The following is a 21,474-nucleotide window of genomic DNA, read 5'->3' as shown; positions in this document are numbered from 1 at the left end:
TGCTGCGCTGACGGTCAGGTTCATGCGCCCAGCTTTCAACATCGGGGTTCATCAGGTGGGCAGCGACACGCCGAATCGCAGCTCAAGCGCCTTTTCTTCGCAATTTTTACGATTCCAACAATGAGATTTAGGAGTATATTTCTTGGATGAAAAGGAACTGAACGGTTCGTGATCTCTTCGATGCCCAACCGCCGCAGATCTGTTTGCCTACCATTAACCATGGTCGATTCTCTGCTGTAGATTGATCCTGGCTAGCTCTTCCTGGAAGTACGTGTCGATTGCTATCTAGGAGCGAGAAAAAGGCCCCGGTGGCAGGCCGGGGCCTTATTCGTATTGAAGAACTCGATCGACGGGACTGCCGCCCAGGGTGGCAGGGAACTTGCTGCTGCCTCGACGCGCGGGCAGGGGGGCGGTGCGCCGAGAAGCGGCCGAGGGCTGTCTTTTCGGGCGGCCGGCGATCGGTTCGTCGGCGTCGTGCGTGGTACGGCAGTCGCTGTCGTACCACGCACGACGCGATCAGGCACCAATCACAGCATGGAGCCGGTGAACACCGCCAGGACGGTGTTGGCGGCCCACGAGCCCATCAGGGTGGACGGCGCGAGGACCGAACCCACGACGGGCAGAACCGTCGAGAAGATGGCGGTGGGGATCAGGTTCATGATGTCGCATATGGCCGAACCGATAACAGGCATTGCATGTCCTTTCGCGTTCGGAGAGCTTCTTGTCGTTGGCAAATCTACAGGACTCGTATGTGAGCTAGTCAACATCGGGCAAATATTTGAGGTAACCGTTTGATATCGGCGGGGCAACGAAATAGAGTTATGAGTATTTCGTCGAATCAAAACCTCTTTATCCTCTCCCCGAAAACTGCGTCTGAACTGGCAATCTGCTCGTAGAGCGGGCTTGAATCCTGCGGAATATGGATTTCTCTATCCCAATATGGATTTCTCTATCCCGCGGGTGTGCGACCTCTGGGTTCACAAAATCTGCTGAATACAGAGTTCAAACATCAGCAATAACACCAAGATTGAGCTAATAAGCAACTAGGTAGCAAACAACCGTTGGGTTCTCCGTCGGGCTGCTTGACAACCCTGTTGTCGGCCATGGGCTTTCGGATCAGGGATCGCGGCCGCGCGCCCGGATCCAGCGTCCGCTGCGATGATGCGAGAATCGAGGCGTGACCGAAGCTCCCGCCACCCACACCCACGACCCCGGCCCGACCGGACAGTTCTTCCGGGCCAATCTGCCCATGCTGCTGGTGGTGGCGGTACTGGCGGTGGCCGCGGTGTTCCTGGCGCAGGATCGATGGCGCCGCGGGGCCTTCTTCATCGGCGGTGCGACGCTGCTCGCGGCGACGCTGCGGCTGTGCCTGCCGACCGTGCGAGTCGGGCTGCTGGCGGTGCGCAGCCGTCCGTTCGATGTGGGCGCCTACACGGTGCTCGGCGGCACCATCATCGCGCTGGCGGTGACGATCAGCGGCCTCGGCGTGGCCTGACACTGCGCGCCAGCTGCATCGTCTCCACCAGCAGCTTGCCCACGGCCTCGGTCTCGGTGAGGAATCCGTCGTGCCCGTCACGCGACTGCACTACCTCCAGACCCGTGCAGCCGGGCAGCAGATCGGCCAGCTCCTGCTGGGTGCGCAGCGGGTAGAGCCGGTCGGAGTCGACACCGCCGACGATGCACGGCACCGGCGTGGCGGACAGCGCCACCTCGACACCGCCGCGTCCGCGGCCGACGTCGTGACGGTTCATCGCCTCGGTCAGCAGGACATAGGTGGCCGGGTCGAAGCGCTGAATCAGCTTCTCCGCCTGATATTCCAGATAGCTCTGCACCGCATAGCGGCCGCCGTCCCACGGATTCTCGTCGCCCTGGGGGCGGTTGCCGAACCGGTGGTCGAGCTCGAATTCGGTGCGGTAGGTCAGATGCGCGATGCGCCGGGCGATACCCATGCCCGCGGTCGGTACCCGGCCGGTGCCGTGATAGTTGCCGCCCTGCCAGTCCGGATCGGCCTGGATCGCCGCGATCTGCGTGGTCTGGGTGCCGATCTGATCGGCGGTGGCCCGCGCTCCGACGGCCAGCACCAGTGCGGCGCCCACTCGTTCGGGATGGCCGACCATCCACTCCAGCACCCGCATACCGCCCATCGATCCGCCGACGACGGCCGCGGCGCGATCGATACCCAGCAGATCGAACAGGGCCGCCTCCGCCGCCACCTGGTCGCGAATCGAGATCTCGGGAAACCGGGCACCCCAGGGCTTTCCGTCCGGAGCCGGGGACGAGGGGCCGGTGCTGCCCTTGCAGCCGCCCAGCACGTTGGTGGCGATGACACACCATTCATCGGTGTCGAGCGGGGCTCCCGGCCCCACGATGCCGTCCCACCAGCCCGGCAGCGGATGCAGCTCGTCGGGCGGCCCGACCACGTGCGAATCGCCGGTCAGCGCATGCTCGACCAGCACGATGTTGTCCAGATTCGGCGACAGCTCACCCCAGCGCTGCACGGCCAGCTCGACGCCGGGGAGCACCGCTCCGTTCTCGAGCCGGATATCACCGATACCGATGGTGCCGAGGCGCCCATCGGACGGCGGCAACAGGGCGGCAGCCATCGAGGAGGAGGTGCTCGACTCGATACTCACGGTCACCGCGCCGCCGCCGTAGATCCGGCGCACGCCGTCGCCCCGTAGTTCCTCTGCACCGGTCCGATGGTAGCGACCCGGACATTGCGCGCGATCTGCACGCCCCAGGGCGTGATCGAGTTACTCATGTTCCTCCCAAAGGGGTCGCCGAGGCTCGGCTCGCTGGTGTTTATCGGGCTTCGACAGGCGAACAGCAACAAGACATGTCGGTGACCTCCTGATCGTCGCGCTTGCTCTCGACCTTCGAGAGCCCGGTCATCACCCGGAGCACCCCACCGCAACTGGAGGGTTGCCGGCCAGCGAGCCGGGGCTTGGCGCTGGCACTCATGACCTGAAGCCCGATGGTAACCGATCGCCCGTTCCGGACTCCACCTGTCTGATTACTCACACGGTCACCAGGTATCCCCGCCCTCCCGGCCTGGGGCGTGAGTGCAGCGCCTCCCGTTCCGTCCCTCACACCCCCCGTCGGAATGCGGAATGGACCCAGGCGTTAACTCTATTGACGCGAGACTTATGCGTGCGGTGACGTGGGTATCTCTCCATGGGACCGTCCCTGGATGTGAGGCACGGCGCACCAGTACGCTTGTCTTGTTTAGCACCAGAAGTCCCGTGGACAACGCGGGGCGTATACGTTGTCTGTTGAACAGCTAGGTCCGCTCACAAGCGTGTTTCACCTGGCCGTGCAATGGGAGCACCTTCCTAGGAGGACACGAAGATCCATGTCCAAGATCAAGGTTGAAGGCACCGTCGTCGAACTCGACGGCGACGAGATGACGCGGATCATCTGGCAGTTCATCAAGGACAAGTTGATCCACCCCTACCTCGACGTCGACCTCGAGTACTACGACCTCGGCATCGAGTATCGGGACAAGACCGACGACCAGGTGACCATCGACGCCGCCAACGCCATCAAGAAGCACGGCGTCGGCGTCAAATGCGCCACCATCACCCCCGACGAGGCGCGCGTCAAGGAGTTCGGGCTCAAGAAGATGTGGCGGTCGCCCAACGGCACCATCCGCAACATCCTCGGCGGCACCATCTTCCGCGCGCCGATCATCATCTCCAACGTCCCGCGCCTGGTTCCGGGCTGGACCAAGCCGATCATCATCGGCCGTCACGCCTTCGGTGACCAGTACCGTGCCACCGACTTCAAGGTGCATCAGGCCGGTACCGTCACCCTCACCTTCACGCCGGAGGACGGCAGCGAGCCGATCGTCCACGAGGTCGTCAAGATCCCCGAGGACGGCGGCGTGGTCATGGGCATGTACAACTTCAAGAAGTCCATCGAGGACTTCGCCCGCGCGTCGTTCAACTACGGCCTGCAGCAGAACTACCCGGTGTACCTGTCGACGAAGAACACCATCCTGAAGGCCTACGACGGCATGTTCAAGGACACCTTCCAGGAGATCTTCGAGGCCGAGTTCAAGGATCAGTTCGACGCCGCCGGCCTGACCTACGAGCACCGGCTCATCGACGATATGGTCGCCTCCGCCCTGAAGTGGGAGGGCGGCTACGTGTGGGCCTGTAAGAACTACGACGGCGACGTGCAGTCCGACACCGTGGCGCAGGGCTTCGGCTCGCTGGGCCTGATGACCTCGGTGCTGCTCACCCCGGACGGCAAGACCTGCGAGGCCGAGGCCGCGCACGGCACCGTGACCCGCCACTACCGCCTCCACCAGCAGGGCAAGCCGACCTCCACCAACCCGATCGCCTCGATCTTCGCGTGGACCCGCGGCCTGGCGCATCGCGGCAAGCTGGACAACACCCCCGAGGTCATCGGCTTCGCGCAGACCCTCGAGGATGTCGTCATCAAGACCGTCGAGGACGGCCAGATGACCAAGGACCTGGCCCTGCTGGTCGGCGGCGACCAGGGCTACCTCACCACCGAGGAGTTCCTCGGCGTGCTCGACGCCAACCTGGCTCGCGAGCTTCGCTGACGACGAAGGTTCGCGCCAGGGCTGTGAGCGCGAATCGAAGATATCCGGGCACCCGCCCCACCGATCTCCGGTGGCCGCGGGTGCCCGAATTGTTTTCGGGGGCGGGAGTCGTTGTGCCGCACCGGTTCGCCGGTGAGTTGCCGTAAACGTGGGTTTCGCGTATTTCGACAGGGATCGGGCGTAGTGATCTCGGTGACAGCAGGGCCTGTTCCGACGGCGGTGAAGCAACTTGATTCCGTTTGAAAACGATTGGGCGGCAAGGTGGTTCGACCCGGTCGCGGACGGGTCCGCACGGGCCGTGCAGGGCGGTGAGTGAGATCACGTTTGTCGGGGCTTTCGGGGTCCCTACCTGCCGTGTTGCCCTTAACCGTGGCCTCCGTAATCGCGCCCGTCGTCGCCTCCCCGCCCGACCTCGTCTCACCGGCCGTGCACGCGCACGGCCATTCCGACATGCCCGCCCGCCGCTGGCATATTCCGGCCATGCTGGCGCTGGCGCTGGGTGGTTTCGGCATAGGCACAACCGAGTTCGTCACCATGGGTTTGCTGCCCAATATCGCGCATGCCATGCATGTGTCCGAACCGACTGCCGGGCACGCGGTTTCGGCCTACGCGCTCGGTGTGGTCGTGGGCGCCCCGGTGCTGGCCGCACTATGCGCCCGGGTGCCGCGCAAACGCCTGCTGATCCTCCTGATGGCGGCGTTCGCACTCGGCAATGCGGCCTCGGTGGTCGCCCCGTCGTTCGACATGCTGCTGCTGGCCCGCTTCGTGTCCGGTTTGCCGCACGGCGCCTACTTCGGCGTGGCCTCGCTGGCCGCGGCGACACTCGCACCGGTAGGGCAGCGCGCCAAAGCGGTTGCTGCCGTTATGCTGGGGCTGAGCGCCGCCAACGTCGTCGGCGTTCCCGCCGCGACCTGGCTCGGCCAGCACCTCGGCTGGCGCGCCTCCTATGTGGTGGTCGCGGTCATCGGCCTGGCCACCGTCGTCGCGATCGCGCGATTCGTCCCCGAACTCACCGGCGTCCGGGTGAGCGATCCCCGGACCGAACTCGGTGCCCTGCGCCGCTCCCAGGTGATCTTGACGCTGCTGGTCGGCGCCATCGGCTTCGGCGGCATGTTCGCGGTCTACACCTACATCACCACCACCCTCACCGATGTGGCGCATATGCCGATCGCCTGGGTGCCGCTGGTGCTGGCCCTGTTCGGACTCGGCATGATCGCGGGCAACATCCTCGGTGGCGTGCTCGCCGACCGCGGCGTGGACCGGGCGGTGTACGTGGCGATGATCTCGATGGTGGTGCTGCTGGCGATCTTCGTTGCCGCCGCCCACAATCCGTTCACCGCGGCCGTCGGCGCCTTCCTGGTCGGCGCGACCGGTGCCTCGCTGTCGCCCGGTCTGCAGACCCGGCTGATGGACGTCGCCCACGATGCGCAAACCCTGGCCGCCGCCCTCAACCATGCCGCACTGAACATCGCCAACGCCGCGGGCGCGTGGCTCGGTGGTGTGGTGATCGCCGCCGGAATGGGTTACACCGCACCGGCCGCCGTCGGCGCCGCGCTGGGCGTCGCCGGTGTCCTGCTGTTCACGGTCACCGTGTGGCTGGCCCGCCGCAGTGGCGGCCCCGCACATGCGCAGCTCCACGAACACGGTGAGCGACTGGTCACCGCGCCCGTCCACCCGGTCGACATCCGCCCGACCCGCCGCCCTTCCCGCGCCGCCCTCAGCGCGGGCACCACCCGCCTGTTCAACCGCTGCGTCACCCCCCAGCGCCGCGCCCGCCTCCCACGCCGCTGACCCAGCCGCACCCCTTAGCTACACACGCACCCCCTGCAGCTCCTGGAGGGGGTTGCGTGTGTAAAGATCGGGTGTGGCTGCGGCGGTGGGGCGCGCATTTCCGTTCAGATCTGAATGTAAGTGTAGAATTCGCGGGATGACCAGGTCGGCAGCGTCGAAACCACAGCGGCGGACGCAGGAGCAGCGCAGCAGTGAGATGCGGGTGCGGTTGCTCGATGCGACGATCGACTGCCTGGTGGAGTACGGCTATGCCGGGACGACGACGCCGCGGGTTGCCGAGCGGGCGGGGGTCACCCGTGGTGCGCAGGTGCATCATTTCGGGTCCAAGACCGATCTGGTGGTGGCCGCGATCAGTCACCTCGCGCAGCGTCGCACCGAGGCGGCGATGCAGGAGCTGGGACGGGTGCGCGTCGGCGACGATCCGATCGGTCAGGTGCTCGAATCGCTGTGGACGCTGCATCAGGGGCCGCTGTTCATCGCCGCGATGGAGCTGTGGGTGGCCGGGCGGACCGATCCGCTGCTGGCCGCGGAGGTCGAGAAGGTCGAACCCTTCGTCAACAACGCCGTGCTGATGGCCGTCGCGCAGTTCGTCCCGGACGAGTTGCGCCGCAAGGAAGCTCGCGATTTCGTCTACACCGCCATGGACGCCCTGCGCGGCATCCTGGTCTCGAATTTCATCTCCTCGGATCCCGACCGAGCCCACCGCCGCTGGCAACGCGCCTCCGCCCACCTCCGCCGCGCCGCCGAATCGGCCCTCCCGGGCCTGAACCTCTCCGACTGAGCTCCCGCCCGAAGGTACGCCGGGGCGAGGGGAACTGGTTACAGGCCGTGGGCCTGGGCTACGAGGTCCAGGAAGACCCAGAGGTCGCCGTGTTGGTAGGTGTGGGGTTCCTCGGTGCCGCCGAGGAAGGGGTAGGGGGTTGCGACGTAGACCTGGCCTATGGCTAGGGGGCCGATGCGGTCGCAGATCTCCGAGACGTGGTCGGGACGCAGGACGAAATCGGCGAAGCGGGGTTCGGTCAGGACCTGGTCGGCGAATTCCCATGGGCTCACGAAGGGGCCGTAGCCCGTGGCGCCCGCGCGGTAGGGGTACAGCACCGCGTAGTCGCCGGACTGCAGGTTGGCCAGGAAGGCATGGCCGAGGCTCGAATAGCCGACGACGGAGTCGAAGTGGGCGAAGTGGGGAGCCCAGCTCGGGATGGCCTCGGCGGTCGGAACGGGCTCTATCAGCCGGAAGCAATCGGAGGTCACCGGATCATCCAACCAGGCCCAAACGCGGCCGCTCCCGTACACCGTACAACGCGGGATGTATGTAGCGCTTTCGCGATCTGACCGCGCCTCGGCATCGATGCGGGACGTACCCCTTGCGCAGTTACATACAGCTCCGTATGTTTGTTTCTGTCCGGTCCCGAAGGGATCGCCCATGCCGTCACCGCGGTGCGGTCGGCGGCCAGATGTGAGGAGTTCGATGGCGAACAAGGTCTACGTCGTCGGCGTCGGCATGACGAAATTCGAGAAGCCGGGGCGGCGCAAGAACGAGGACGGCAGCGACTGGGACTACCCGGACATGGCCCGCGAGTCCGGCACGAAGGCACTCGCGGACGCCGGAATCTCCTACGACCGGGTCCAGCAGGCCTACGTCGGCTACGTCTACGGCGAATCGACGTCGGGTCAGCGCGCGGTCTACGAGCTGGGCATGACCGGTATCCCGGTCGTCAACGTCAACAACAACTGCTCGACCGGCTCCACCGCGTTGTACCTTGCGGCGCAGGCGATTCGGGGCGGCCTGGCCGACTGCACGCTGGCGCTGGGCTTCGAGAAGATGCAGCCGGGTTCGCTGGGCGCCATGTACGACGACCGGGCGCAGCCGATGGACAAGCACATGATGGCGCTCGCCGAGATCTCCGAGGTGCTGTTCCCGCCTGCCCCGTGGATGTTCGGCGCGGCCGGCCGCGAGCATATGAAGCAGTACGGCAGCACCGCCGAACACTTCGCCAAGATCGGCTACAAGAACCACAAGCATTCGGTGAACAACCCGTATGCGCAGTTCCAGGACGAGTACACGCTGCAGGAGATCCTGGATTCGCGGGTGATCTACGACCCGCTGACCAAACTGCAGTGCTCGCCGACCTCCGACGGGTCGGGCGCGGTGATCCTGGCCTCGGAGGCGTTCGTCGACGAGCACGGCCTGGCGGAACGGGCGGTGGAGATCGTCGGGCAGGCGATGACCACCGATTTCGCGTCCACCTTCGACGGCACCGCGAAGAACATCATCGGCTACGACATGAATGTCCAAGCGGCGCAAAAGGTCTACGAGCAGTCCGGCCTGGGCCCGCAGGACTTCCAGGTGATCGAGCTGCACGACTGCTTCTCCGCCAACGAACTGCTGCTGTACGAGGCGCTGGGCCTGTGCGGTGAGGGTGAGGCCGCCAAGCTCATCGACGACAACCAGACCACCTACGGCGGCAAGTGGGTCGTCAACCCCTCGGGCGGCCTGATCTCCAAGGGACACCCCTTGGGCGCAACGGGTTTGGCGCAGTGCTCGGAGCTGACCTGGCAGCTGCGTGGCCAGGCCGACAAGCGCCAGGTCGACAACGTGACCGCGGCCCTGCAGCACAACATCGGCCTGGGTGGTGCCGCCATCATTACCGCCTACCAGCGCGCCAACCGCTGACACAAAAGCACTTTCGACGAAGAGAGACTGACAATGGGGCACATCGAGTACACGAAGAAGATGACCGCCAGCCCGGAGGCGCTGTGGGCCGTGGTCGGCAATCCGAACACCTGGGGCGACTGGTTCTCCATTCACGAGCGCTGGATGGAGGAGCCGCCGGCCACGTTGGCGCCGGGTAACAAGCTGGTCGCCAAGGTCGTCATGCTGGGCATGGCCAACAAGTTCGAGTGGAACGTGGCCTCGGTGGAGGCGCCGAACAAGCTGACGCTGACCGCGACCGGAATGGCCGGTGTGAAGGTCGAATTCACCTTCGAGATCGCCTCCGCGGGCGACGGCAGCGAACTGTCGGTCAGGGGCGACTTCGAGGGCGCCCTGATCAAGGGTGCGCTCGGCAAGGCCGTGGAGAAGGACGGCATGAAGCAGTTGGAGAAGTCGCTCGACGCGCTCGACGTCCTGGCCGCAGCATGACCGAAACGACCACGCGGGTCGTCGAATTCGACGACGCGGGCCTGGACAACTGGAGCGACGAGGAGCGCTTCGAGGTGACCAGGGCCCGGATCGCCGAGTATGCGGCGGCCACCAACGATCCCATTCGGGCGCACCGCGACGGCGATGTCGCCCCACCGGTCTTCGCGATCGTGCCGGTCTTCGACGCCATGATGGTGCCGGTCATCGACGTGGCACCGATGGATATCTTCGGCCGGGTCGTGCACGGGGAGCAGGACTTCCACTTCCACCGCCCGATCCGTCCCGGGGAGACGCTGGTGTCCCGCGCCCGCGCCGTCGGGTACACGGGCCGCGATAACGGCAGTACCATCGCCATTCACATCGAAAGCCGCGACGATGCGGGCGATGTGGTCAACGAGCAGTACCTGACCGCCTTCTTCCGCAATATCGACGCGGGCCGGACAGTGGGCGCGGCGGCTCCCGGACACAAGTTCGACGAGGCCCTGCGCGCACAGGACCCGGTCGCGGTGGTGGCGCAGCACATCGACGACGACCAGACCTTCCGTTACGCACCGGCTTCCGGCGATCCGGTGCCGTTGCACCTGGACGAGCAGGTCGCCAAGGACGCCGGATTGCCGGGCATCATCGCGCACGGCCTGTGCACGATGGCATTCGCGTCGTGGGCGGTGCTCACCGAGGTCGGTGGTTCGGATGTGCACCGGCTGAAGCGATTCGCCGTGCGGTTCGCCAAACTGGTCTTCCCCGGCGACGACCTGGAGACCCGGATCTGGAAGGTGAAGTCCGACAACGGCGTCACCACCTACGCATTCGAAACCGTGCGCGGCGAGGACACCGTGCTCAGCGACGGCCTGGCCGAGATCGCGGACTGATAGGAGACAAGTATGGGCGCACTGGAAGGCAAGGTCGCCGTCATCACCGGCGCCGGCCGGGGGATCGGGCGCGAGCATGCGCTGCTGTTCGCCCGCGAGGGTGCGGCGGTCGTCGTCAACGACCTGGGCGGCGACAACGCGGGCGAGGGCGCCGATACCGGTCCCGCGCAGGAAGTGGTGAACGAGATCGTCGCCGCCGGTGGTCGCGCGGTCGCCAACACCGATAACGTCGCCCAGTGGGACGGCGCGAAAAACCTGGTGGATCAGGCGGTCTCGGAATTCGGCAAGCTCGATGTCGTGATCAACAACGCGGGCATCCTGCGCGACGGTTTCATCGCCGGGCTGGAGGAGGCGCAGTGGGATGCGGTGATCGCCGTCCATCTCAAGGGCCACTTCAATGTGCTCCGCCATGCCGCCGCGTACTGGAAGGATCAGTCGAAGGCGGGTAACCAGCCCAATGCCGCCGTGGTGAATACGGCCTCGGCCTCTGGTGTCACGGTCCCGAATGCGGGACAGGCCAACTACGGCGCGGCCAAGGCGGGGATCGCCGCGCTGACCCTGGTCGCCGCCGACGAACTCGAGCGCTACGGCGTGCGGGTCAACGCCATTGCCCCGATGGCGCGGACCCGCCTGACCCTGGCCACCCCGGGGATGGGAGCCATCTTCGCCGCCGAGGTGCCCGAGGGCGAGTTCGACGCGTTCAGCCCGGCCAACATCTCGCCGCTGGTGGCGTATCTGGCCTCCGACAAGTGCGCGATCACCGGCAAGGTGTTCGCGGTGCAGGGCGGCGCCATCTCGGAGCTGGCGGGCTGGCACGACGTGAAGACCATCGAGACCGAGGGACCGTGGCTGATCGACGATATAGCCGCCCGTCTTCCATAGGAGAACAACGATGTTCGAGTGGTCCGAGACCGATGAACTGATCCGCGGCGCGGTGCGCAGCTTCATCGATAAGGAGGTGCGGCCGAACCTCGACGCTCTGGAGAGCGGTGAGCTGGCGCCGTACCCGGTCATCCGGAAGCTGTTCGCCGAGTTCGGCATCGACGCGCTGGGGGCGGAGGCGGTCGACAAGCTGCTGGCCAAGCAGCGCGCCCGCGAGCTCGGGGAGGCGCCCGCCGAGAAGAAGGACAGGTCGTCCGAAGGCGGGCCGTTCAGCGGTCAGGAGTCGCTGATGGCGGTGCTGGTCGGTGAATTGTCCGGTGTTAGTATGGGTTTGGTCACCGCGATGGGTGTCAGCATCGGTCTCGGCGCCACCACCATCCTGTCGCGGGGCACGCTCGCGCAGAAGGAGCGGTGGCTCAAAGACATCGTGACCATGAAAAAGGTTGCGGCATGGGCGATCACCGAGCCCGACTCCGGCAGCGACGCGTTCGGCGGCATGAAGACCTACGTCAAGCGCGACGGTGACGACTACATCCTCAACGGGCAGAAGACCTTCATCACCAACGGCCCCTACGCCGACACCGTGATCGTCTACGCCAAGTTGGAGGAAGGCGATCAGGACAAGCGCAACCGCAAGGTGCTGACCTTCGTGCTCGACAAGGGCATGGAGGGCTTCACCCAGGGCAAGCCGTTCAAGAAGATGGGCCTGCACTCCTCACCCACCGGCGAACTGTTCTTCGACAACGTCCGGCTGGGCAAGGATCGGCTGCTCGGCGAGACCGAGGAGCACAAGGGCGGTGACGGCCGGGAGAGCGCTCGGTCGAGCTTCACCGCCGAACGGATCGGCGTGGCGTTCATGGCGCTGGGCATCATCAACGAATGTCACCGGCTGTGCCTGGATTACGCCAAGAACCGCAAGCTGTGGGGTCAGGAGATCGGCCGTTTCCAGCTCGTGCAGCTCAAGCTGGCGAAGATGGAGATCGCGCGCATCAACGTGCAGAACATGGTCTTCAACGCCATCGAGCGGGCCCGCGCCGGAAAGCCTCCCACCCTGGCCGAGGCCTCGGCGATGAAGCTGTACTGCTCCGAGGCCGCCACCGAGGTGGCCATGGAGGCGGTCCAGCTGTTCGGCGGCAATGGCTACATGACCGAGTACCGCGTGGAACAGCTCGCGCGCGACGCGAAGTCGCTGATGATCTACGCGGGCAGCAACGAGATCCAGGTGACGCACGTCGCCAAGGGCCTCCTGGGGTAAACGGCCGGCGGATCGGCGCCGAGGGGTTGTGACCGATCCGCCGGCCTATTCACACCGCGCGCAGATGCGTGCGGCTGGCGTAGACGTGTTCGGCGATGAGGGTGGCGATGCGGTCGGGGGCCTCCAGCATGGGGACGTGCCCGACGCCGTGGACCAGGATGCGGTCGGCGGAGTCGGGCAGCTCTCGCAGGAACCGTCCGGCATAGCGGCGGTTCGGGATCACCCGGTCGTATTCGCACAGCAACAGTCGCACCGGGGTCCGCAGCGTCGACAGGTCCTCGAGCGCCTGCGTGCGCAGGCCGGTGATCAGCATCGGCAGCATGGCCTGGCAGTGCAGTGCCGCGGTGATCGTCGCCTCCAGGGCGCGCCGCGACACCGTGCCGGAATTCTTGCTCAGGAACAGCGAGGCGAATCGCCGTGCGGGAGCGCTGAATCGGACGACCGGACCGACTCGCCGACCGATTTCGACGATCGGGACCAGACTCAGGAATTTCAGCTCCACCCACAGCTGCAGCAGCGACGGGCTCTGCCAACCCCCGGCCGGGGCGATGGCCGTCAGCGTGCGGGCGCGCCCGCGGCGAGCCAGTTCGAATCCCACCCACGCCCCCAATGAATTTCCCGCGATATGGCAGGTGCGCCACCCCAATTCGTCCAACTGGCCCTCGATCTGATCGGCGAGCATGTGCACATCGAGGTACCAACCACGCAACGCGGGTCCGCCCCAATGGCCGCGGAAGGCCGGAGCGAATACCTCGCAAGTGCCGGACAATCGAAACGCCACCTGTTCCCAACAGTGCGGGGACAACATGAACCCGTGCAGTAGCAGTAGGGGGTCGCCCGACCCTGTGTGCAGGGCCTTCACGGGCGTGACCGGGGCGTTGGGCTGGGTGGTGCCTGACGACAACGTCATCACCCCTTCCTGGACCTCGATGTCCGCGGGAGAGTGTGTGAGCAGCATTGTACGGTCGATAGGTGCCCTACATCATTTCTTCGATCAATGTGAACGGCGTGCGTGCCGCGACCGGCAAGACGGGTAGGGGGATGCTCGAGTGGCTGGCCGCCACGGAGGCCGACATCATCTGCCTGCAGGAGACGCGGGCAACCGATGAGCAGACTCGTGCCGCCCTCGCGCCCGCGCTGGACGCCGGGTGGTATCTCTCGCATGCGGAGCCGGGATCGAAGGGCCGCGCGGGGGTCGGGATCCTGTCTCGGCGGGAGCCGCGATCGGTGCGGATCGGCTTCGGCAGCGCGGAATTCGACGGTCTGGGCCGCTATATCGAGGCCGACTTCGATGACGCGATCGTGGCCAGCGTCTATGTGCACACCGGTGAGGCCGATACGCCGCTACAGGACGAGAAGTACCGGTTCCTCGGTGAATTGGGCGCCCATATGAAGGCACAGACCCGTGACTTCGTGATCTGCGGCGACTGGAATGTGGCCCACACCGAACTGGACATCAAGAATTGGAAGGGCAATCTGAAGAACGCCGGTTTCCTGCCGGGCGAGCGGGCCTGGATCGATGAGATGCTCGCCGCCGGGTACGTCGATGTGGTGCGGACCCTGCATCCCGGTGTGCCAGGCCCGTACAGCTGGTGGTCCTATCGCGGTCGCGCCTTCGACAACGATGCCGGGTGGCGCATCGACTACCACCTGGCGCGCGGTGAGGTGGCCGGGCGGGCCAAGCAGGCGGTGGTGGAGCGCGCCGCCGAATACGCGCTGCGCTGGTCCGATCACGCGCCGGTGACGGTGCAGTACCGATGAACCTGTCCGGCAAGCGGATTCGGGGCCTGCTCGCGCTGGGCGGGCTGGTGATCGTGGTGGTCGTCGCGCTGCTGGCCTCGCGCGGCCATTCGACGCAATCGTCGTCGAATTCGGTGACCGGGTCGAAGGCGAGCGTCACGACGACCACGTCGGTGGTGGCATCGGAGCCCGGCCGGGCACCCGGCGTGCCCGACCACGCCTATCGAACGCTGCGGGAGATCGACGCCGGTCGCTGGCCCGATTCGGCCGACGCACCCGGAACCAAAGGCGGCGACCAGTGGATGAATCGCGGTGGGTCGCTGCCGAGGACCGACTCCTCGGGCAAGCAGATCACCTACCGGGAGTGGGACGTCAATCCGAAGAAGCCCGGCCGGTCCCGCGATGCCGAACGTATTGTGACCGGCAGCGACGGTTCGGCCTATTACACCGGCGACCACTACAAGACCTTTACGAGGATGCGCTGATGGCTACTTCGATGACCCTGGCACAGTTCCTGACCGGCGCTCCCACGGCACGGACCGAGTCGGGCGGCGATCCGGTGTTCGGCACGCTGGCAGTGGACGCGGCGAAGTTCAGCTCCGTGCGCTACGAGGCGCCCGAGGGATATGTCTGCCGCGAGCTACGAGGCCCCAAGATGCGCACGGCGACAGGCGTTTTCGACGAATTCGCCCCCGCATTCCAATTCCCCTACTACTTCGGCGAGAACAAGGACGCCTTCGACGAATGCCTGCGCGACCTCGACGATTTCGTCGGCCGCGCACCGGGCTACCTCGTGGTCGTCAGAGAGGCCTCGCACCTGCTCGCCGACCAGCCGACCCAACTGCCCTGGTTCACCACGGCCATGCGCGATACGGCCGCCTACTGGGCCAAACGCGATGTCGTCTACCGCGTGATCCTGCAGGGCGCCCCCCGGTCCGTCGACGCGGTGTCCCTCACCCTTTGACTCGTCAGCGGAGGTGGTGGGCGAGGTCTTCGCCGAGGAGGACGAAGACGTCGGTGGTGTGGTCGATCAGGTCGTCACGGGTCATGGGGAGGTCGCCCTGCAGCCAGCTGGTCAGGACCTGGACCAGGCCGCCGACGAGATAGGTGGCGCGGAATCCGATCGCCGGGTCGAGTTGCCCGCTTGCGATGCCGTAGAAGTCGGTGCCCTGAGCGGCGACGAGATTCGCGAACGAGCGGATGGTGTCCAGAGTGCGTGAGCGGAGTTCCGGGGTGGCCGCGCTGATGATCAGGGCCACGCGGGTCTTGCGGGGGTCGTCGGTGAGGACGTGGATGCCCGCCGCCACCGCCGCCCGGGCCATGCCGCGGGTATCGGCCGGGGCGGTTCGCAGCGCGGCGGTGATGGCGTCGGCCAGTTCCTCGGCAAGCCTGTCCAGCAGGGCGGACAGCACCGCCTCGCGACTGTCGAACTGTTCGTAGTAGTAGCGCTCGTTCAGTCCGGCCTGGGCGCACAATCCGCCGACGGTCAGTTTCTCCAGGCCCTGGCTGCCGACGAGCTCCAGTGCCGCGTCGAGGAGAGCGATCCTGCGTTGGGCGCGGCGCTCCTGCGCGGAAACTCCGCCGTAGTTCCGCTGCACCGTCACGGTTCGATTGTGGCACGGCCCCAATTCTGGCAGAGACCCTTGCCAGATTTGAGATTCTGGTGGAGGCTATTGCCAGATTCTCGGCACAGGAGGCAACGATGCCCGGTTACTTCTCCGACGACTCGATGATTCGGCGGGTCATGCGCAAACGCGCGGTGGGTCTCACCTATGGGCAGCGCGCGCTGGTGGTCGGCGCGGTACACCCGCTGCTCTACGTCGGCACCGCGGAGAACACCGAGCACCGGCGGACGCCCTACACCCGGCTCGCGCTCACCGGCCGCCTGTTCGAGGCGGTTTTCCTGGGAAGTAAGGAGGAGGCGGACCGGGCGCTGGCCTTCACTCGGAACAAGCATGGGCGCGTCGACGGCGGCATTCCCGAGGACGCCGGGCCCTACCCGGCCGGTTCGCACTACTCGGCGCTGGATCCGCACCTGATGTTCATGACCATGGCCTTCACTTTCGACTCCGCCGAGGTCATGCACGATCTGCTGGTTCGCAGGCTGACGGCGACCGAGCGTGAGGGTCTGTACCAGGACTATGTCCGGTGGGCCGAGCTGTTCGGTATGCCGCGCACCGCCGCGCCGGACAGCTATCCCGAGTTCCGCCGCTTCTTCGACGACTACCTGGCTTCCGACGAGGTGTTCCTCACCGAGGAGGCCCGGCTGGTCGGTGGATATCTGGCCGGGAAGCAGGTCCCGTATCCGCTGGGCGTGCCGTTGCACCAGGTCGTCACCGGTGTCCACCTGCTGGTCCAGGGCAGCCTCCCACCCCGCATCCGCGAGATGTACGGCATTCGCTGGGGTGTGCGCGAAGAAGTGTCCTTCCGCACGATGGCCCAGGCCGTCCGCACGGCCCACCTCGCCCCGCCCCTGGCGCCTCGCGTGCTCCGGCGCACCCTCGCCGGGCCCAGCACACCGGTTTACCGCATGCTCACCGCCAGCGAAAAACGCCTGGTCAACTCGGGCCTCCCGAGCATGCCGGGCGTCGATCCCCGCAACTACGTCCAGCGCCAGGCGGGGTGAGGGGTCTTCGAGCGGGCATGGGAAGATCGGGGCATGTCGAGTCCTGCTACATCCGGTGAGCGCAAGCAGCGGGTCCTGTCGGGGATCCAGCCGACCAGCGATTCCTTCCATCTCGGCAACTATCTTGGTGCGCTGCAGTATTGGGTGCGGTTGCAGGACGACTACGACGCTCTCTACTTCATCCCGGATATGCACGCCATCACGGTGCCGCAGGATCCGAAGCAGCTGCGCAACCGGACCAAGCGGGCGGCCGCGCAGCTGCTGGCGCTGGGCATCGACCCGAAGAAGTCGACCCTGTTCGTGCAGAGCCAGGTCCCCGAGCATGCGGAGCTGACCTGGGTGCTGCAGTGCATCACCGGCTTCGGCGAGGCCAGCCGGATGACCCAGTTCAAGGACAAGTCCGCCAAGCAGGGCTCGGAGAACGCCACCGTCGGCCTGTTCACCTACCCGGTGCTGATGGCCGCCGACATCCTGCTCTACCGGGCGCATCAGGTACCGGTCGGCGAGGATCAGCGCCAGCACCTCGAGCTGACCCGAAACCTGGCCCAGCGCTTCAATACTCGCTTCAAGAAGACGTTCGTGGTCCCCGAGGCGCACATCGTCTCCGGCACCGCCAAGATCTACGACCTGCAGGATCCGACCTCGAAGATGAGCAAATCCGCGGCCACCGACGCCGGGCTGCTCAATCTGCTCGACGACGCCAAGGTCTCGGCGAAGAAGATCCGCTCGGCGGTCACCGACACCGGCCGCGAGATCCGCTACGACCCGGAGACCAAGCCGGGTGTCAGCAACCTGCTGGTGATCCTGTCCTCGCTGACCGACACTCCGATCGTGACCCTCGAAAACGACTACGAGGGCAAGGGATACGGCGACCTCAAGAACGATGTGGCCGACGCCCTGGTCGAATTCGTCACCCCCCTGCAGGCGAAGGTGAACGAGTACCTCGACGACCAGGCCGAACTCGATCGCATTCTGGCTACCGGCGCCGAGCGGGCCCGCGAGATCGCGAGCAAGACCGTCGCCCAGGTGTACGAGCGGGTGGGCTTCCTGACCCGCTGACCCGGCGGGTGGTGATTCCCGACGGCCGCGGTGGGGTACTGCCGATGTGACCGACGCGCTGGGCGAATCTGACGCTTCCTGCGGCGCGAAGGTGCGACAGTAAAAAGGGCAGACCGCAGGCAGGACCGATTGGTTCCGGGAGGTCGGGTGTTCGACAAGGTCAGGGGCCGGATCGAACGCGAAGTGCAGGCGCGGCCGTGGCTGGATCATGCGATCCGGGCCGGGGGCCGCTACCAGCGCCAGCGCGGTGACTACTACGCGGCCGGGATCACGTATTTCACTGTCCTGTCGATGTTTCCGCTCCTGATGGTCGGATTCTCGGTGGCCGGGTTCGTGCTGTCGCGCAACCCGGATCTGCTGCACGAACTGCAGGACAAGATCGTGCAGAACATTCCCGGCTCGTGGGGCGGCCAGCTGACCAAACTCATCGACCAGGCCATCGATTCCCGCACCAGCGTCGGGGTGATCGGTCTGCTCGGCGCCGCCTACGGTGGGCTCGGCTGGATGGCCAATCTCCGGGCCGCGCTGACCGAGCAGTGGGAACAGCAAGCGCCGGAGGGCAACTGGGTCGGCAGCAAGATCTCGGATCTTCTCGCGCTGCTCGGGTTGGGCGCGGCGATGGTCGTGTCGCTGGGCCTGTCGGCGCTGGCGGGCAGCGGTCTGGGCCTGGATCTGCTGAAGCTGGCGCACCTCGACCACGCGCCCGGGGTGGGCGTGCTGCTCACCGTGGTGTCGCTGCTGCTGGCGGTGATGGCCACGTGGGCGGTGTTCGTGTGGATCATCGCCCGCCTGCCACGCCAGCCGGTGACACTCGTAAGCGCGGTGAAGGCGGCCCTGATCGCCGCGATCGCCTTCGAGATCTGGAAGCAGATCGCCAGCTTCTATCTGAAGAAGGTGACCACCAGCCCAGCCGGTGTCACCTTCGGCCCGATCATCGGTCTCATGGTGTTCGCCTATATCACCGCCCGCATAATTTTGTTCGCCACGGCCTGGGCCGCGACTGCCCGAGAGAACGAGGTGGAGTCCGAAATACCACCGCCCGCACCGGCGGTCATCGAGCCTCGCATGAGCGCGGGGTTGTCGGCCGGTGCCGGGGCGGTGCTGTTCGGTGCGGGAGCGGCGGTGGCGGCCCTGCTGACGGGACTACGGCGGCGACGGTAGGTACATATCCGATCGTCAGAGGCGGACGAAGGTCCCCTGGCCGTTGATGAGAAGGCGTTCGGGGATCGGTACGCCGTTGGGGCAAGTCACCACGCCGCCCGGCACCGGTACGACCGCGGAGATGATCCGGTCACCTGTGAGCGGGCCGCTGGTGACGGTCAGGCTGAAGGTCGCTGTCGCCAGGCTGACTTCGAACGCGGCCGTTCCCTGCTCGAGAGTCAGGGTGTCGCGGTTGACCCAGACCAGGTCGGCCGATCCGGAAAAGGCGGTGGGCGGGCATCCCGCCACCTGGTTCGGGGCCGCCGTGGCCAGAAAGGCACTGTACTTCTGGTAGCGCGGATCCAGCGACGTGCAGTTGCGATGGTGGGAGGTGTAGATCCCGCTGAGTCCCCCGCCGCTGACGGCGAAATCGACCTGACCGAAGACCTCACACGTCAGATCGACCGAGGGGAGATTTGCTTCGGTCTTGTTCACGGTCGCAGGTACCGATCCGGCGACCGACGAAGCGGCCAGCACTCCGACCCCTGCGAGTACGGCGGAGGCAAAAACGCGCCCAACAGTAAAAGCGCTCACGGCACACCTACCTTTTCCATGCCAACCGGCATAACTGGTTCCGTTTCCCGACCCAGCCGAAGTCGCGCGCCTCTATCTTTACCTCGCGCCCCCGCAATCACCCGTTACAAACGCCGACGGTCCCACGAAGTGGTGGCCGGACTAGCCGGTATGATTCGGCGGGTCCGTTCGAGTTGTCTGGGGGGTGTCCGGTGCTGGATGTCGGGGATGTGTGCGCCGGGTATGTGATCGAACGGGTGTTGGATCGGGCGGGGATGGGGTCGGTGTATCTGGCTCGGCATCCGCGGCTGCCTCGGGTGGTGGCGTTGAAGGTGTTGAATCGGGAGTTGTTCGGCCGGGCGGAGATGCGGGAGCGCTTCGAGCGTGCGGCGGATCTGGTGTCGCAGCTCGATCATCCGGGCATCGTCACCGTCTACGACCGGGGGATCGATGACGGGCGGCCCTGGATTTCGATGCAGTACGTCGACGGGATCGATGCGGGGGAGGTGGACGCGGTCGCGTTGCCGCCCGTCCGGGCCCTGCAGATCGTCAGGAAGGCTGCCGAGGCACTCGATTACGCGCATGCGGTCGGCGTTCTGCATCGGGGTGTCAAACCGGGCAATATCCTGCTGGCTCGTGCGGATGAGCGAGTCCTGGTGACGGACTTCGGCCTTGCCGGGCTCTTGGACGATGCGGCGCTGTCATCGCATCCGCAGCTGTGGGCGACCGCGGTCGCCCACGCGTCGCCGGAGCAGTTGACCGGCATTCCCGTCGGCCCGCGCGCCGACCAATATGCCTTGGCGTGCACGCTGTTTCGGTTGCTGACCAGGCGTACGCCGTTCGAATCGACCGATTCGGCCGAGATTGTCCGCGGGCACCTGCAGTTGACGCCGCCCACCCTCGGCGCAATCCGGCCGGATCTACCGCCCGCCCTCGACGCCGTCCTGGCCCGGGCGCTGGCGAAACGGCCGGAGCAGCGCTTCGATTCGTGCTCCGAATTCGCCGCGGCCGCATGGGAAGCCATGCACCCACCCACCACTCGCTATGCCACACCGCCGCCCCTGCCGCAGCCCTCTGCGCACGCCGCGCCGCAATACCCGTACAGCGCACCGGCACCCGTGGCGCAGCAGCGCGGGCGCACCGGACTGGCGGTCGGAATCGCCCTGCTGGTAGGCGTTCTCGTTGCCGTCGGCGCCCTTGTCGTAGTGGTCATGCGCAACGGCAGTTCCCATCCGTCCGCGCATGGTTCCGCAGTGACAACCGCGGAGCGACCGACCTCGCCGGAAGCCATACCCTCGGTCGTGAAGACCTCTCCGACCACGACCGACAGCAACGTCATGCCGCCCGTCGCCACGGTCATCCACGACACGTTCCCGCGCATGGTTCCGGCTCAGGGCGGGAAGAATTCGGGCTTTCTGAATGCCTCGTGCTTCTTCGATACGGTCAACAAGGACACGAAGTGGGACAATCTCCCGTATTTCGGCAATTGGGTGGCAAAGGCGAACTGCCCGGGCGCGATCGATGCAAATCCGCGGGGGCAGTACATCTATTTCCTCTACGACACGAGCGCCGACGCGCAGGCGGTGATCGACGGCCTGCTACCCAATACCAAGACCGACCGATCCAAGGACGGCAGGACCTACACCACCTACACCATGCCGGGGATAGGCTCGAGCGGCAGCACCTACATGGTCACGAGGTTCACCGGCGACACGAATCGCGAGCGGATCCTCCTACTGTCGATCTTTCAGACAACCGCCGAGAACATGAATTGGTGGCAGTCCGCGCCCTTGAACTGACTGTGCGGACAAACGAAAGCCCTTGGGG

22 protein-coding genes and 1 riboswitch are annotated in these 21,474 nt (G+C 66.1%); of the genes, 16 read left to right on the top strand and 6 right to left on the bottom strand.

Annotated elements, in window-relative coordinates; translation table 11 throughout:
* Positions 1-527 precede the first annotated feature (527 nt).
* The gene (locus tag IU452_RS02545; RefSeq protein ID WP_195107207.1) at positions 528-692 is read right to left on the bottom strand and encodes a hypothetical protein; all 165 of its coding nucleotides are present in this window, start codon (positions 690-692) and stop codon (positions 528-530) included.
* A gap of 557 nt (positions 693-1,249) precedes the next feature.
* Between IU452_RS02545 and IU452_RS02540 the strand changes: the two genes are divergently transcribed.
* The gene (locus tag IU452_RS02540; RefSeq protein WP_195107490.1) at positions 1,250-1,495 is read left to right on the top strand and encodes a DUF3017 domain-containing protein; all 246 of its coding nucleotides are present in this window, start codon (positions 1,250-1,252) and stop codon (positions 1,493-1,495) included.
* On the opposite strand, the gene metX is transcribed toward IU452_RS02540, so the two are convergent.
* Positions 1,473-2,639 (bottom strand): homoserine O-acetyltransferase MetX, encoded by a 1,167-nt coding sequence (gene metX, locus IU452_RS02535; RefSeq protein WP_195107489.1) that lies wholly within the window; start codon positions 2,637-2,639, stop codon positions 1,473-1,475. The genes IU452_RS02540 and metX overlap by 23 nt on opposite strands.
* 215 nt (positions 2,640-2,854) lie before the next feature.
* Positions 2,855-2,965: riboswitch (SAM riboswitch) on the bottom strand.
* 387 nt (positions 2,966-3,352) lie between these two features.
* Here metX and IU452_RS02530 point away from each other — a divergent pair.
* The 3 genes from IU452_RS02530 to IU452_RS02520 all read left to right on the top strand — a co-directional run bounded on the left by IU452_RS02530 (position 3,353) and on the right by IU452_RS02520 (position 7,142).
* A complete protein-coding gene (locus IU452_RS02530) occupies positions 3,353-4,570 on the top strand; it encodes an NADP-dependent isocitrate dehydrogenase (RefSeq protein ID WP_195107206.1) in 1,218 nt (405 codons plus the stop codon).
* Positions 4,571-5,020: 450 nt separating this feature from the next.
* Positions 5,021-6,361 carry an MFS transporter gene (locus tag IU452_RS02525; protein ID WP_228816530.1) on the top strand — a complete coding sequence of 447 codons (1,341 nt, stop codon included), beginning with the start codon at positions 5,021-5,023 and terminating at the stop codon, positions 6,359-6,361.
* Positions 6,362-6,497: 136 nt separating this feature from the next.
* On the top strand, positions 6,498-7,142 hold the full coding sequence (locus IU452_RS02520; protein ID WP_195107205.1) for a TetR/AcrR family transcriptional regulator: 645 nt from the start codon (positions 6,498-6,500) through the stop codon (positions 7,140-7,142).
* A 38-nt stretch (positions 7,143-7,180) separates the two neighbouring features.
* On the opposite strand, the gene IU452_RS02515 is transcribed toward IU452_RS02520, so the two are convergent.
* Positions 7,181-7,612, bottom strand: coding sequence for a T6SS immunity protein Tdi1 domain-containing protein (locus IU452_RS02515; RefSeq protein ID WP_324192399.1), 432 nt, complete (start codon positions 7,610-7,612; stop codon positions 7,181-7,183).
* Positions 7,613-7,829: 217 nt separating this feature from the next.
* Between IU452_RS02515 and IU452_RS02510 the strand changes: the two genes are divergently transcribed.
* Genes IU452_RS02510 through IU452_RS02490 form a run of 5 tightly spaced genes read left to right on the top strand, consistent with a single transcriptional unit; the run spans position 7,830 to position 12,509 of the window.
* A complete protein-coding gene (locus IU452_RS02510; protein WP_195107204.1) occupies positions 7,830-9,035 on the top strand; it encodes a lipid-transfer protein in 1,206 nt (401 codons plus the stop codon).
* A 33-nt stretch (positions 9,036-9,068) separates the two neighbouring features.
* On the top strand, positions 9,069-9,503 hold the full coding sequence (locus IU452_RS02505; protein ID WP_195107203.1) for an SRPBCC family protein: 435 nt from the start codon (positions 9,069-9,071) through the stop codon (positions 9,501-9,503).
* Complete coding sequence (locus tag IU452_RS02500; RefSeq protein ID WP_195107202.1) at positions 9,500-10,372, top strand: MaoC/PaaZ C-terminal domain-containing protein; 873 nt, start codon at positions 9,500-9,502, stop codon at positions 10,370-10,372. The genes IU452_RS02505 and IU452_RS02500 overlap by 4 nt, the downstream gene beginning before the upstream one ends.
* 12 nt (positions 10,373-10,384) lie before the next feature.
* On the top strand, positions 10,385-11,254 hold the full coding sequence (locus tag IU452_RS02495; protein ID WP_195107201.1) for an SDR family oxidoreductase: 870 nt from the start codon (positions 10,385-10,387) through the stop codon (positions 11,252-11,254).
* Positions 11,255-11,264: 10 nt separating this feature from the next.
* Positions 11,265-12,509 carry an acyl-CoA dehydrogenase family protein gene (locus IU452_RS02490; RefSeq protein WP_195107200.1) on the top strand — a complete coding sequence of 415 codons (1,245 nt, stop codon included), beginning with the start codon at positions 11,265-11,267 and terminating at the stop codon, positions 12,507-12,509.
* A gap of 49 nt (positions 12,510-12,558) precedes the next feature.
* Here the strand turns inward: IU452_RS02490 and IU452_RS02485 are convergent, their stop codons facing one another.
* Positions 12,559-13,419 (bottom strand): alpha/beta fold hydrolase, encoded by an 861-nt coding sequence (locus IU452_RS02485; RefSeq protein ID WP_195107199.1) that lies wholly within the window; start codon positions 13,417-13,419, stop codon positions 12,559-12,561.
* A gap of 62 nt (positions 13,420-13,481) precedes the next feature.
* On the opposite strand from IU452_RS02485, the gene IU452_RS02480 reads away from it, so the two are divergent.
* The 3 genes from IU452_RS02480 to IU452_RS02470 are packed head-to-tail and all read left to right on the top strand — an operon-like array spanning position 13,482 to position 15,213.
* Complete coding sequence (locus IU452_RS02480) at positions 13,482-14,270, top strand: exodeoxyribonuclease III (RefSeq protein ID WP_195107198.1); 789 nt, start codon at positions 13,482-13,484, stop codon at positions 14,268-14,270.
* The gene (locus IU452_RS02475) at positions 14,267-14,734 is read left to right on the top strand and encodes a ribonuclease domain-containing protein (RefSeq protein ID WP_195107197.1); all 468 of its coding nucleotides are present in this window, start codon (positions 14,267-14,269) and stop codon (positions 14,732-14,734) included. The genes IU452_RS02480 and IU452_RS02475 overlap by 4 nt, the downstream gene beginning before the upstream one ends.
* Positions 14,734-15,213: a barstar family protein gene (locus IU452_RS02470; RefSeq protein ID WP_195107196.1), complete on the top strand. Its 480-nt coding sequence runs from the start codon at positions 14,734-14,736 to the stop codon at positions 15,211-15,213. The genes IU452_RS02475 and IU452_RS02470 overlap by 1 nt, the downstream gene beginning before the upstream one ends.
* A gap of 4 nt (positions 15,214-15,217) precedes the next feature.
* On the opposite strand, the gene IU452_RS02465 is transcribed toward IU452_RS02470, so the two are convergent.
* The gene (locus tag IU452_RS02465) at positions 15,218-15,853 is read right to left on the bottom strand and encodes a TetR/AcrR family transcriptional regulator (protein ID WP_324192398.1); all 636 of its coding nucleotides are present in this window, start codon (positions 15,851-15,853) and stop codon (positions 15,218-15,220) included.
* Positions 15,854-15,951: 98 nt separating this feature from the next.
* Between IU452_RS02465 and IU452_RS02460 the strand changes: the two genes are divergently transcribed.
* From IU452_RS02460 to yhjD, 3 genes are all read left to right on the top strand, one after another.
* On the top strand, positions 15,952-16,875 hold the full coding sequence (locus IU452_RS02460; RefSeq protein WP_195107195.1) for an oxygenase MpaB family protein: 924 nt from the start codon (positions 15,952-15,954) through the stop codon (positions 16,873-16,875).
* Between the two features lie 33 nt (positions 16,876-16,908).
* Positions 16,909-17,934, top strand: a complete 1,026-nt coding sequence (gene trpS / locus IU452_RS02455) for a tryptophan--tRNA ligase (RefSeq protein ID WP_195107194.1) — start codon at positions 16,909-16,911, stop codon at positions 17,932-17,934.
* A gap of 147 nt (positions 17,935-18,081) precedes the next feature.
* Complete coding sequence (gene yhjD, locus IU452_RS02450; RefSeq protein ID WP_195107193.1) at positions 18,082-19,095, top strand: inner membrane protein YhjD; 1,014 nt, start codon at positions 18,082-18,084, stop codon at positions 19,093-19,095.
* A 15-nt stretch (positions 19,096-19,110) separates the two neighbouring features.
* On the opposite strand, the gene IU452_RS02445 is transcribed toward yhjD, so the two are convergent.
* Positions 19,111-19,611 (bottom strand): hypothetical protein, encoded by a 501-nt coding sequence (locus tag IU452_RS02445; RefSeq protein WP_228816278.1) that lies wholly within the window; start codon positions 19,609-19,611, stop codon positions 19,111-19,113.
* Between the two features lie 248 nt (positions 19,612-19,859).
* Between IU452_RS02445 and IU452_RS02440 the strand changes: the two genes are divergently transcribed.
* On the top strand, positions 19,860-21,446 hold the full coding sequence (locus IU452_RS02440) for a serine/threonine-protein kinase (protein WP_195107191.1): 1,587 nt from the start codon (positions 19,860-19,862) through the stop codon (positions 21,444-21,446).
* Positions 21,447-21,474: the final 28 nt, after the last annotated feature.

It is taken from the genome of Nocardia transvalensis (assembly GCF_015477765.1).
GTDB classification, from domain to species: Bacteria; Actinomycetota; Actinomycetes; order Mycobacteriales; family Mycobacteriaceae; genus Nocardia; species Nocardia transvalensis_A.
Note: the sequence above shows the minus strand (reverse complement) of the source record. Positions and strands in the feature narration are given on the sequence as shown.

Coding starts and splice junctions, on each gene's coding strand:
- IU452_RS02545 (WP_195107207.1), bottom strand. CDS start 692: ATGCCTGTTATCGGTTCGGCCATATGCGACATCATGAACCTGATCCCC.
- IU452_RS02540 (WP_195107490.1), top strand. CDS start 1,250: ATGCTGCTGGTGGTGGCGGTACTGGCGGTGGCCGCGGTGTTCCTGGCG.
- IU452_RS02530 (WP_195107206.1), top strand. CDS start 3,353: ATGTCCAAGATCAAGGTTGAAGGCACCGTCGTCGAACTCGACGGCGAC.
- IU452_RS02525 (WP_228816530.1), top strand. CDS start 5,021: ATGCCCGCCCGCCGCTGGCATATTCCGGCCATGCTGGCGCTGGCGCTG.
- IU452_RS02520 (WP_195107205.1), top strand. CDS start 6,498: ATGACCAGGTCGGCAGCGTCGAAACCACAGCGGCGGACGCAGGAGCAG.
- IU452_RS02510 (WP_195107204.1), top strand. CDS start 7,830: ATGGCGAACAAGGTCTACGTCGTCGGCGTCGGCATGACGAAATTCGAG.
- IU452_RS02505 (WP_195107203.1), top strand. CDS start 9,069: ATGGGGCACATCGAGTACACGAAGAAGATGACCGCCAGCCCGGAGGCG.
- IU452_RS02500 (WP_195107202.1), top strand. CDS start 9,500: ATGACCGAAACGACCACGCGGGTCGTCGAATTCGACGACGCGGGCCTG.
- IU452_RS02495 (WP_195107201.1), top strand. CDS start 10,385: ATGGGCGCACTGGAAGGCAAGGTCGCCGTCATCACCGGCGCCGGCCGG.
- IU452_RS02490 (WP_195107200.1), top strand. CDS start 11,265: ATGTTCGAGTGGTCCGAGACCGATGAACTGATCCGCGGCGCGGTGCGC.
- IU452_RS02485 (WP_195107199.1), bottom strand. CDS start 13,419: ATGACGTTGTCGTCAGGCACCACCCAGCCCAACGCCCCGGTCACGCCC.
- IU452_RS02475 (WP_195107197.1), top strand. CDS start 14,267: ATGAACCTGTCCGGCAAGCGGATTCGGGGCCTGCTCGCGCTGGGCGGG.
- IU452_RS02470 (WP_195107196.1), top strand. CDS start 14,734: ATGGCTACTTCGATGACCCTGGCACAGTTCCTGACCGGCGCTCCCACG.
- IU452_RS02460 (WP_195107195.1), top strand. CDS start 15,952: ATGCCCGGTTACTTCTCCGACGACTCGATGATTCGGCGGGTCATGCGC.
- trpS (WP_195107194.1), top strand. CDS start 16,909: ATGTCGAGTCCTGCTACATCCGGTGAGCGCAAGCAGCGGGTCCTGTCG.